Origin of the sequence: Peptoclostridium sp. AF21-18 (genome assembly GCF_003478825.1) — a bacterium.
Lineage (GTDB): Bacteria > Bacillota > Clostridia > Peptostreptococcales > Peptostreptococcaceae > Peptacetobacter.
In genome coordinates, this window is record NZ_QUGE01000021.1 from 26,227 (window position 1) to 38,236 (window position 12,010).

Below are 12,010 nucleotides of genomic sequence, written 5' to 3' on the forward strand. Positions count from 1 at the left end.
CTATTAGTAGTTTTATATAATCGTATTAGCAATTATATATTTAAATCTTTTTGATTAAATTAATAAATTTGCGTTTAATTTTGCATATTTTATTAATACCCTAATATTAATATTATATCACAAATAGATATATATAAAAGTCTTTAATGATATAGTACACATTATACACAATTCAAAATTAATTTGTTTAATAACGAAAAAAATCCTATCGAGCACAGCTCGATAGGATTTTATCCGTTATTATTTACTAGTCTAATGTGTAAGGTAAAAGTGCTATATTTCTAGCTCTTTTTATAGCTTTTGTTAATTCTCTCTGATGTTTAGCACATGTTCCTGATATTCTTCTTGGTAATATTTTACCTCTTTCAGTAACATATCTCTGTAATCTCTGAGTATCTTTGTAATCTATTTTAGCGTTTTTATCAGCGCAGAACTGACAAACTCTTTTTTTCTTACGTCTTCTTTTGTTCATCATGACTAATTTCCCTCCTTTTTAAAATGGTATGTCGTCATCGTCCACAGCTCCAAAACCTTCTGGGTCCAAGTCTGAAGACAGACCACTAGGTTCAAAGGCTGGTTCATTATGATTCTCTTTTATGTTATTACTGTAATTATTCTCAAAATTATTGTAAGCACCTTCACTAGCAGCTTTTTTGCTTTCAAGTGCATCGACCTGTCTGCAGCTAACTTTTGTAAAGTTCTTCCATTCGCCTGTCTGAGTTTGATAATTATCAACTCTTATCTGCCCGTTACATGCTACTAATCTACCTTTTGTAAGATAGTTTGCGCAGAACTCAGCAGCTTTTCCCATAACTTCTATAGGAATAAAATCGGCTTCTCTTGTGCCATCTCTTTTAGTAAAATCTCTGTTTACTGCAAGAGTAAATGTGGCTACTGGTGTTCCTGATCCTGGAATATATCTTAATTCTGGATCTTTAGTAAGTCTTCCTACTAGTACAACCTGATTCATAAAAACACCACCTATTTAAATAAGATATGATTAGTCACAAACAACAACCATGTGTCTTATTACGTTTTCGTTTATTTTTAAGTTTCTGTCTAATTCTTTTGGTAATTCTACAGAAGCTTTGAAGTTAACTAATGTGTAGAAACCTTCAGTAAATTTAGCTATTGGGTAAGCTAGTTTTCTATTTCCCCAAGCGTCAACTTTAGTTACTTCACCACCATTAGTTTCTATTATTTCTTTTATTTTGTTCTGTACACCTTCTCTAGTTTCTTCATCTAGAACTGGTTTCACAACGTAAACTAATTCGTAATCTCTCACTACAATTCACCTCCCTTTGGACTTAACGGCTCTAAATTATTTAGAGCAGAGAAATGAGAATCTAATTCTCATACTTGTATATATTATCACGTGCAAGTATTATTGTCAACAAATTTTTATATTATCTCTTAATAAAAACATTCATTTAAAATTTTTTCTAGGTATCATATTTTTATTACTTTATATATTAGAAAAGTCAGTAGATATTTTATCCACTGACTTTTCCCTTGTCAAATAATAATATTTAACGCTTTACAAAAAATATAGTGATTATACTTATTTTTCTTTTCTAACAGTTACTTTTGAAGGGTATGCTCCTCCATGATGAATTTTATTGTTAGCTATAACATAAGTTTCACTGTTGAATCCATCTTTAGTATTACTATTTGGGAATATAAAGTTTTTAGCACTTGAAGTTATTGTAACTCTTATTCTATGTCCCTTTTTAAATGTATTAGATATCTTAGTTGTAAGTATGTTTAATTTATATACTTTCCCTTCTTCCATAAATTCAGGGTGTTCAAAACTATTTCTATATTTTGCTCCAAGAATTCCATCCGCTAATTTTATAGATTTACCATTTTCATCTACATCAGTTATCCTAACTATAAAATCTGTATCGACAGCATCAGAAGAAACATATAATTCAACATCCATATCACCTGTTATTGTAAAATCTTCTTCTAATACATCAGTTGTATAGCAAAGCATATCATCTCGTTTTTCTTCCTCTGTATAATCCTCTGGAACCTCTATTTCGTTTTCTGACATATCTATTATATGTATAGATGGGTTGTTTGGATCATATTCGTACTCATCAGCTTTTTCTTCTTCTGGTTTCTCAAATACTATCTTACCATCCCCATAAGAAGTATTTGCATCTCCGTTACTATCTAAGAACAATTCAACCTTTTCAGTTTCTGGAACTGGCCAATTTTCAGCTGTTTTCCATTCATTATCCCCTACTGTATAATATTCTACTGGAGATGTTTTATCTATTCCATTTTCTATTCCTTTTAAATGAAGGTCAAACCATTTTAAGAAGTTAAGGTCTATATCAAATCTAAGCGCATTTGCTCCAAAGTCAACCCCATGTAAGTCGTATCTTGAATTACCACTATGCTGCCATGGTCCTAATATAACCTTTCTTTTTCCTACTGGGAAATCTTTAACTATATCTAAAGCTTGTGTTGTTCCCATTCCATTATCATCAAACCAACCTGACATTATTAATGTAGGAATAACTGTTCTCTTACTTCTTGCATGCCAATCAGAATCAGCCCAGAATTTACAATAGTCTTGATTTTTAAACCAATTATCAAGGAAATCAACTTTATATCCTAGTGCTTTTTCTGGTATATTTTCTAATGGTCTTATATTTAAAACTTCTTCCCAATCATCTCTTTCCATTAATTCAGGTTTAAATTTTTTCTGAGATACAGAGAATGCCCATGCTAACATTCCAGATGTTAAACATCCTCCTCTTCTTGGTAAGTCCATAAATGCACTTCCAGCACAAACTATACTTACCATCGCTGATAAATATGGATTTCCACTAGCTGCAGCTGCCCACTGAACATATCCAAGATAAGATCCACCTATCATACCTACTTTTTTATTACACCAAGGTCTATTTGCTATCCAAGTTATAGTGTCGTCGCCATCCTCTACTTCTGTATAATTTGGCATCCATTCTCCCTCACTTAAATTTCTACCTCTTACGTCCTGTATTACTACTGCATATCCTCTTTGAACGTATTTAAAATATGACTGATTATTAAGTTCTTTTCCATAAGGAGTACGTACTAATATAGCAGGAATATCTCCTTCTATATCTGCTGGTAAAAATACATCAGTTGATAATTTTATACCATCTCTCATCTCAACATCAAACATTCCCTCATATTTAACAGGGTGAATAGGTTCTTTTATTTCTTTCCAAGCTTTTAATGGAGTAATATCTTCATAACCTTCTTTTACTAATATAGAAGAATATTCTCTATTAGAGCATAAGAAAGCTACTATTTCACCATCTCTTTTTAATACATTTAATGGGAATTTTTTTCTTCTCTGAATATAATAATTATCCTCTGCTAACTCATAAGTTTCACCATATTTAGTTCTAAGGAATTTTCTTTTTCCATCTAAGTGTTTTTCATAGTATTCTATTTTATCTGTTAACTCAAGAAGATTTATCTTACAAAAGTCAGTTATTTCTAAATTTTTTTCTTTTGTCAATTCAACTTTATCTAGAAATTTGTTTTCATATACATCTAACTCTTTGTAATATACTTTTTCTCCCTCATAAGAAACATATCCATATAGTATTCCTGATATATACAATTTATATTCTCTCATTCTTATCCTCCTAATAATTAACAATAAATTTAATTAAGACAAAAGACTTTTAAATTTAAAAATCTTTTGCCTATAATCAATTACATTCCTAAAGTTCCCTTTATTAAATATGCGACGGTTATACCGGCATAGTTACCACATGCCCCCGCTATAACTCCCATTAGAAGTCCTATATTTATTAAACTCTTCCATTGAGCACTTGATGCTACTAATGCAGCAGTTGGCCCATCTGATATAGCTGCCACTATTGATAATAATACATATTCATATCTTATTTTGAATATTCTTGTTATTACTAAATGTAGTATTGTGCAACCTATAACAACACAGAAACAGAATACTGTTATATATAAAGTTGATCCAAAGAAATCTTTTAGATTAACCGCAAATCCTATTGTTGTTAAGAATAAAAGTGCTACATATAAACCTAGGTCAAAGTTTCCTCTAAGTCTTTTAACCCGTGGGAACTGAGCTAGTATTATAGAGAATGTAGTTATAAGTATAACTCTTCCTGCACTTCTAAATCCCTCACCAAATAGAACTCCTGATAACCAAGATGCTACTGCAAATACTGCAAATGCTAAAGACAACATCCAAGCTATATCTTGTATACTCCATTCTTTAGATGCCATTAATTCTGTATGATCTCCTTCACCTAATAATTCATCATCTGTGTGATGGTATGGCCAGAATTTCTGGAATTTTTTTGAATTTTTTAATATAGCAGGCGCTGCAAACATAAACACTAGTGTTGGTATACCTATTACATAGTCTGCTGCATTTGCTGCTGCTATTGTTTCTCTAGCCGCATCAAGACCAACTGCTATAGCTGTAAGGTTGGCACTTCCTCCAGTATATGTTCCAACAAACATTCCTGCTACTTTCCATCCTTCGTCTATTTTTCCTGCAAATACTAAGCCAAATATAAATGCCATTATACAAACTGATAATATCGCAGATATTAATGCTATAATAGGTTCTTTTGTAAGTTTTTTCATTTCTTTTAAATCTAAGCTTAATAGACATATACATATAGATAGTGGTATACAGTACCCTGATAAAATTCCATAAACATCATGATTTACAGGAACTATTTTTAAGTTAGAAAGTACTATTCCTAGTATAATTACTGTAAGTGCTGGTCCTAAAGACTTAAATACTTTGAATTTCTGTAACCACAATCCTACAGAAACTGTCATAAACATTACTAATAGCAATGTCTCCGGTGTGCTGAAAACAGTTTTTTCCATATATTATCCTCCCTCTATTATAGAATATGCAGTATATAAAATATACTGCATATTCTTTTAATTCTCTTTTCTTATAATTTAATTAAAAATCAAAGTCTATACCTAATCCTGGTTTATCAGAAAGAACGAATGTATCTCCATTTATTTCAAATCCGCCTTCCATTCCATTGTCTGGGTCGACACAATACATAAAACTATCGCAGTCTGCTTCTGTTATATTTTTCTTAGCTGCTACTAAGCTAGCTCCAGCTGCTATAGCTATTTTAGTTTCTAGCATACATCCAACCATACATCTAACGTCATTAGCTTCTGCTATAGCATTTATTTTTAATGCATTGTAAAGTCCGCCACATTTCATTAGTTTTATATTTAATATATCAGCTGCATCCATTTTACAAGCTTTAGCTGCATCCATTGGAGAATGTATACTTTCATCTAACATAACTTTTAGACCAACTTTTTCTCTTATTAATCTTGCATCATTCATATTCCAATGAGGTAGGCACTGTTCAACAGCTTCTACACCAACTTTTTCAAATTCTTTTAAAACTCTTACTGCATCATTTACACAATAACCCTGATTTGCATCTACTCTAAGACGTATATCATTTCCAACTGCTTCTCTTATTAACTGTAATGCTTTTATATCTTCATCTGGATTTATTCCTGCTTTAATTTTTAATATTCTAAATCCATCGTTTTCTACTCTTTCTTTTGCTTCTTTAGCCATATTTTCTGGAGTATCTATACCGATAGTCATATCTGTCTGTATTTTATTATCATATCCTCCAAGTATTTTGTATAATGGCTGTCCCATCACTTTTCCTTTTATATCAAATAAAGCTATATCTATAGCCGCTTTTGCTGATGAATTTCCTGTTATAAGTCTATCCATTAAAACATGTATTTTTTCTATTTCTAGAGGATCCATTCCTATTAATCCTTCTTTGAACATATTAAGTGTACTTATAACACTATCTACTGTTTCTCCAGTTACAGGTGAGAACGGAGCTGCTTCTCCTAGTCCATATATTCCTTCATCTGTCATAACTTTAATTATTACATTGTCTGCATAATCTTGAACCGCAAATGCTATTTTAAACGGTTTCTTTAGATGAATACGTATTTTTTCAATTTTGATATCAACTATTTTCATTTTACCCTCCTGTGATTAACTGAATTGGATTTTTTCAGATAGACTAGCTTTTTCTCAAGAATATAAATATATTAGCTTTTCTGAAAATTCAGTATCATCTTTTTTTTTATAATTTTAGCACATATTTTTTTATTAATCAATAAATTTTCAAAATATTTTTTATAAATAATAAAAAAAATAACTTTTTAATCGTAACTAAGTATTTTTTTTAGTCTATTTTTGTACATTTTTTGCCTTTTTAGGCTTATTTTTACTATTTTTATAGATTTTTTTCCGTTTTTAGTCAAATTTAACCCTATTTTTTTATTGTATTTGTAAAAAAATATCTTTTTTTATTTTTTTGTTTTAAAAATTATAACTTTATCTTATCTTTTTTTTGTGATATCATTGTATAGGTTAAGGGAAAACATTTGTTTTAAATATATAAAATATAATTTATAGAGAGGTAAAAAATGCTTGGAGAACGAATACGAAATTTTAGAAAAAACAAAAGTATAACTTTGCAACAACTCTCTGATGAAACTGGTTTATCTATAGGCTATATTTCTCAGATAGAAAGAAATTTAGTAGACCCTTCACTTTCTTCTTTAAGGAAAATCTCTAAATCATTAGATATTCCGACATATCTTCTTATTGAAACCGAAAAATATTCTGATGATCTTACTACAAAAAGCGGTGATGTAATTATGATGAAACAACCTAATTCTACTGTTGAATATCATCTACTTACTCCTATGCCTAATGAAACTTTTATACCTAAGTCTTTAGCTATAAAGTTCTTTCTAGATCCTAAGTCTTGTGATGGTGATTTTCCGGTAATTCATGAAAGTGAAGAAATTGTTATGCTTGAAAAAGGAGAGGTTATTATACATCTTCCAGATGAAGATATAAAATTATCAGTTGGAGATACAACTATAATAAAAAGTAATATTCCTCACATTATTGAAAATTTGACAGATGATATTGCTATAGGTTTATCTATTTTTACACCTGCTATATGGAAATTTCCATTTAGCAAATAAAAAAAGCTATTGTACTAAGTACAATAGCTTTTATTTTATTTATTCAAAGTTTTAAAGATTATTCACCTAATTCTTCTCTTAAAACCTGTCCCATTCTCTTGATACCTTCAACTATTTTGTCTTCTGGCATGTTAGAGTAGTTTAATCTACAGCAGTTGTATACTCCACCATTAGGGAAGAATGAATCTCCTGGTACGTATGCAACGTTCTTTTCAAGACATTTAGTAGCCATTTCAGCTGCTTTTACATTTTCTGGAAGTACTACCCAAGTAAATAGACCACCCTGTGGATGAGTGAATTTAACACATGCTGGGAATTCTTCTTCCATAGTTTTTAACATTAAATCTCTACGTTTAACGTAGCAAGCTTTTATGTTTTCAACGTGAGCATCTAAATCATATTCTTCTATGAATTTGTTAACTTCCATCTGAGATATTGTAGAAGCCTGTAAGTCTGCTCCCTGTTTGCATATATTGTATTTGTTTAATATTTCTGGAGCTGCACAAGTCCATCCTAATCTGTATCCTGGGCAGAATATTTTAGAGAATGTTCCAAGGAATATTACTAAACCTTTAGTATCCATAGCTTTTAATGATGGTAAGAATTCACCTTCGAATCTTAATTCACCATATGGGTTATCTTCTATAACAGGTATTTCATATTTGTTTATTATTTCCATGAATTTTTCTCTTCTTTCCATTGGCCAAGTTCTACCTGATGGATTCTGGAAATCTGGTATAACATATATCATTTTTACTCTGTCATTTTCTTCTAATACTTTTTCAAGTTCTTCCATTATCATACCGTTATCATCTGTTGGTATTTCTATGAATTTTGGCTGATATGATTTGAAAGCATTTAAAGCACCCATGTATGATGGACTTTCACATAATACTATGTCACCTTCATCTAGGAATACTTTACCAGAAAAATCAAGACCCTGCTGAGATCCACTTGTTATAAGTATATCGTCTGGACCTACATTAGTTTTTAATTTTCTGTTCATTCTTTCTGCTATTTTTTCTCTTAATGGTTTATATCCTTCAGTAGTAGTATACTGTAAAGCTACTTTTCCCTGTTCTTCAAGAACCTGAACTGATATTTTTTTCATTTCTTCTACTGGGAATAATTCTGGAGCAGGCATACCACCAGCGAATGATATAACTTCTGGTCTAGCTGTTAATTTTAACAGTTCACGTATTGCTGATCCTTCTAAGTTGTCTAATCTTTTTGCAAATTTTACTGCCATTTTTATAGCACCCCCATGAAAATGTTTGTTTCAATGAATTTATTCATTTTATAATTACATTATATCAAATTTTTCTTAAATAATATATGTTAAATATTAAAAAAACGCGTTATTTTTATATCATTTTTTTATATATATTATTTACCATTTAATTTATTAAGTACAATATTTACTCTTTTTTTACTGATGTAAAACTACTTTTTATTAATATTTATTCTTCATTTGCTTTTTTTAGCTTCTTAATTCTTTTTTCAAAAGTTTCTCTATCTAGCATAATTAATCTTCCACATTGCTTACATCTTGCTTTTATATCCATTCCCGTTCTAGTTATTTCAAACTCCTTGCAACCACAAGCGTGTGGCTTTTTTAATTCTACTATATCACCTTTTCCAAGATTTAATGGCATAATAATCCCTCCATTAGTTTAATTCTGAAGCACTTCTTTTACCACCTTCAAGCTTCTCTATCATAAATAAACCTTTGCAATCTATACTATTTTCAGAAAGAATATTTTTTACTCTTTCTATATCTTCTTTTTCAAATTTTATTGATATTCCACAACTTGCACTTATTTCTCTTGGTGTTGGAAGTGTAGTAGCTTTTATATCGTCTTTCTGTAATAATTTTTCTGTTTTTATTGCGTTGTGCGTTGAATTAAATGCAACTATATACATTGTTTCCATTCTTATTTTCCTCCTGAATTTTGTGAATTTTATGACACTAGTAATTTTCTAGTATTTTTTATTTTCATTATTTTTGTATACCAATAATTTTTATACATTATATTATAGTAAAGAATTTGATTATTTTCCATTTATTTTTATTTTTTGTTGACTTTTACGTTGCGTAAGGTTTTAAACTATAAATTACAGGAGGGGATTTATATGTACAGTACAGGAAAACTTTCTGAGATATCTGGTATAAGCTCGAGAACACTTAGATATTACGACGAGATTGGATTATTAAAGCCAAGCTTTATAAATGAATCTGGATATAGATATTATGATGATAATGAGGTAGCTCTTTTGCAGCAGATACTTTTTTACAAAGAAAGAGGGCTTGATCTGCAAACAATTAAGGAAATAATCTATCGTAAAGATTTTGATTTATATTCTGCTCTTGAAGAACATCTTGTTAGTCTTGAGGAAGAAAAGAAAAAAATAGATAGAATGATTAATTCTGTAAAACTATCTATAAAATCATTGAAAGGAGAATATAATATGAGTGATAAGGAAAAATTTGAAGCCTTTAAAAAGGATTTAGTGGACGAAAATGAAAAAACTTACGGAAAAGAAATAAGAGAAAAATATGGAGATGATTCAGTTGATGAATCTAATAGAAAAATGCTAAATATGAGCGAGGAGGATTATAAATTGTTTAAAGAATTAGAAGAAAATATCCTTACTCTAGTTGAAAGATGTGTAAAAGAAAATCTAGATTTAGACAGCAAAGAAGCAATAGAACTAATTAATCTGCATCAAAAATGGATAAAAATGACATGGAATAAATACAGCGTAGAAGCTCATAAATCTCTAGCTATGATGTACACTATGGATGAAAGATTCAAAGAATATTACGATAAAAATGTAGAAGGATGTACTGATTATCTTTCTATGGCTATAGAAAATAATTTATAAAATCAAAAAATGGACTGTTACAGATTTTGTAGCAGTCCATTTTTATTAGCTTAATTTTATTTATTGTATTTAATTTGTACAATTATCCTATTGTTATTGTGTTTGATGCACTCTTTAATGTTTCAACTATGTCGTACATATTACTTACTACACCAGCTTTTAACTGATCTTTTAATCCGTAGTAATCTAAGCATGTTCCACAAGATAATACCTGTACACCAGCTTCTTCTAATTTTTTAAGATTTTCAACTGTTGCTTCGTTTTCAGTAGATAATGTAACACCACCGTTAACAAGTATAACAGCTTTTGGATATGGTTTTGTTTCAGTTAAAGTGTATACGAATCCTTTTATAAGAACTTTACCTAATTCATCATTTCCTGAACCCATTCTATCAGAAGATATGAAAACTACCTGATCACATATATCATCATTTGATTCAGTAGCTACTTCAGCTGCAGCTTCTCCTTTTACTATCTGAACTTCTATTTCCCCGTCTTCTTCTTTTATAACTGTTGCTTCACAGTTAAGAGATCTAGCTAATTTTAAAAGATTTTCTTTTGCAGTGTTATTATCCACTGTTGTAACTACTGTTCCTTCAGTTATTTTTTCTAATTCTTTTTTAGTGTTTATAACTGGTTTTGGACAAGCTAATCCTCTAGCATCTACTTTTATCATTTTTAAACATCTGGTTCTAAAAATATATACAAATGTACTCATTTTAGATATTTCGCTCTTATTCTATCTTTTGATAGTTTTAAGTCTTGGTTGAGCCAGTTATCTCGATAAATTTTCTATCTCGACTATCCCACAACCGTATTTTTTATTTATTTAAAGCATTTTATCTAACCCCCGTCACCGATAAAACATACCCTCTATTTATCAACAGTTGGATAAATACAAAATATATTCGTGATTAAATAAAATATACTTTTAACCTATTTTTTATTTTTATAAATTAGTATAAATTTTATTAAATATCATTTACTTTATCTCAGCCACTCTACTTTCTAGTATTTCCTTAACTTTCTTATAACTTGTAAAGATCTTTATTTCTTTATCATATTTCCTTTCTAAAATATTCTTACTTGCATTTATATCTGCATGGATTTCTCCACAATTATCACAAACAAATGAATCTCCATTTCTTACACCAAATCTTCCACATTTACTACAAATTTGACTTGTATACGCTGGATTTATGTATGTAAATTCAATACTACTTAATTTGAATTTGTACTCAAGTCTATCTCTTATGTAGCCCTTTATCCATCTCGATAACTTTCTTTTTACAGATTTTGGATATCTGTCATCCCAACTCACAAAATCTAAATTTTCCATTACAACTTCCTTCGGCTTTTCTGACTTTATAAATTCATCGATATTTTTATTGATATAAGATTTAACTGTTTCATCGTGTTTATTTTTGTTGTTTCTGTATTTTTTCTTTCCTAAATTATTTTTAAGTATGTTGTCTGCTTTTTTAGTGTTACCTTCTTCGAGGTATTTTCTTCTAAGTGCGAAAAATCTATTTCGATTAGCATTTTTATTATTCAATATTTCAGTTTCTTTACTTAAATAATAATTCAATTTTTCTCCATACAGATTTCCATTTGATGTTGCAAGCAAGTATCTATATCCTTTATCTATTCCTATAATATTTTCGTTGGTATTTTCCTTTGATTCCACTTCTAATGGAATATTTATTCTCACTACATTATCTATGATTTTGATTTTAAGTATTTTGTTGTATTTATTTGAATCCCTCAATTTTATTGGTATTCTCTTTCTTGTTTCCATTGAAGCTATATAAATATAATTTTCCTTTAATTTATTTTTTGAATATCTATACAAACCTATATCTATCGAAAAAGAATTTATTTTGTTCGTATAAGGAACTTTTCCTTTATATCGCCTAGTGTATCTTTTTATTAAGTTATTCAAATATTTAATATTTAAGTTTTTTCCTTCGAATTTTTTAGGAATATCAAAGTTTATGTTATTTAATACGTTATAATAAAGCTTATTTGCTGATAGTATATAATTTATATAATA

General features: G+C 29.4%; 13 protein-coding genes. 2 read left to right on the top strand and 11 right to left on the bottom strand.

What is annotated here, in order from left to right; all coding sequences use genetic code 11:
* Positions 1–247: 247 nt before the first annotated feature.
* The 6 genes from rpsR to DWX74_RS08475 form a co-directional block, all read right to left on the bottom strand.
* On the bottom strand, positions 248–475 hold the full coding sequence (gene rpsR, locus DWX74_RS08450) for a 30S ribosomal protein S18 (protein ID WP_040410706.1): 228 nt from the start codon (positions 473–475) through the stop codon (positions 248–250).
* Positions 476–493: 18 nt separating this feature from the next.
* Positions 494–970 carry a single-stranded DNA-binding protein gene (locus DWX74_RS08455; RefSeq protein ID WP_118549584.1) on the bottom strand — a complete coding sequence of 159 codons (477 nt, stop codon included), beginning with the start codon at positions 968–970 and terminating at the stop codon, positions 494–496.
* Between the two features lie 30 nt (positions 971–1,000).
* Complete coding sequence (gene rpsF, locus DWX74_RS08460) at positions 1,001–1,285, bottom strand: 30S ribosomal protein S6 (protein WP_006440970.1); 285 nt, start codon at positions 1,283–1,285, stop codon at positions 1,001–1,003.
* A 276-nt stretch (positions 1,286–1,561) separates the two neighbouring features.
* The gene (locus DWX74_RS08465; RefSeq protein ID WP_118549585.1) at positions 1,562–3,643 is read right to left on the bottom strand and encodes a CocE/NonD family hydrolase; all 2,082 of its coding nucleotides are present in this window, start codon (positions 3,641–3,643) and stop codon (positions 1,562–1,564) included.
* A gap of 80 nt (positions 3,644–3,723) precedes the next feature.
* Positions 3,724–4,893 (bottom strand): DUF819 family protein, encoded by a 1,170-nt coding sequence (locus tag DWX74_RS08470; protein WP_118549586.1) that lies wholly within the window; start codon positions 4,891–4,893, stop codon positions 3,724–3,726.
* A gap of 82 nt (positions 4,894–4,975) precedes the next feature.
* Positions 4,976–6,049 (bottom strand): mandelate racemase/muconate lactonizing enzyme family protein, encoded by a 1,074-nt coding sequence (locus tag DWX74_RS08475; protein WP_006440967.1) that lies wholly within the window; start codon positions 6,047–6,049, stop codon positions 4,976–4,978.
* A 452-nt stretch (positions 6,050–6,501) separates the two neighbouring features.
* Here DWX74_RS08475 and DWX74_RS08480 point away from each other — a divergent pair, with 452 nt between their 5' ends.
* Positions 6,502–7,071, top strand: coding sequence for a helix-turn-helix domain-containing protein (locus DWX74_RS08480; RefSeq protein WP_118549587.1), 570 nt, complete (start codon positions 6,502–6,504; stop codon positions 7,069–7,071).
* A 58-nt stretch (positions 7,072–7,129) separates the two neighbouring features.
* On the opposite strand, the gene DWX74_RS08485 is transcribed toward DWX74_RS08480, so the two are convergent.
* The 3 genes from DWX74_RS08485 to DWX74_RS08495 form a co-directional block, all read right to left on the bottom strand.
* Positions 7,130–8,320, bottom strand: a complete 1,191-nt coding sequence (locus DWX74_RS08485; RefSeq protein ID WP_118549588.1) for an aminotransferase-like domain-containing protein — start codon at positions 8,318–8,320, stop codon at positions 7,130–7,132.
* 211 nt (positions 8,321–8,531) lie between these two features.
* Entirely contained in the window at positions 8,532–8,726 is a 195-nt protein-coding gene (locus DWX74_RS08490) for a DUF951 domain-containing protein (RefSeq protein ID WP_118549589.1), read from the bottom strand.
* A 13-nt stretch (positions 8,727–8,739) separates the two neighbouring features.
* Complete coding sequence (locus DWX74_RS08495) at positions 8,740–9,003, bottom strand: DUF3343 domain-containing protein (protein ID WP_118549590.1); 264 nt, start codon at positions 9,001–9,003, stop codon at positions 8,740–8,742.
* Between the two features lie 201 nt (positions 9,004–9,204).
* Here DWX74_RS08495 and DWX74_RS08500 point away from each other — a divergent pair, with 201 nt between their 5' ends.
* Entirely contained in the window at positions 9,205–9,957 is a 753-nt protein-coding gene (locus DWX74_RS08500) for a MerR family transcriptional regulator (RefSeq protein WP_118549591.1), read from the top strand.
* Between the two features lie 82 nt (positions 9,958–10,039).
* On the opposite strand, the gene yedF is transcribed toward DWX74_RS08500, so the two are convergent.
* Positions 10,040–10,633: a sulfurtransferase-like selenium metabolism protein YedF gene (gene yedF / locus DWX74_RS08505; protein WP_118549592.1), complete on the bottom strand. Its 594-nt coding sequence runs from the start codon at positions 10,631–10,633 to the stop codon at positions 10,040–10,042.
* Positions 10,634–10,939: 306 nt separating this feature from the next.
* A partial coding sequence (locus DWX74_RS08510) for an RNA-guided endonuclease TnpB family protein (RefSeq protein WP_118549593.1) occupies positions 10,940–12,010 on the bottom strand: 1,071 nt, incomplete at its 5' end.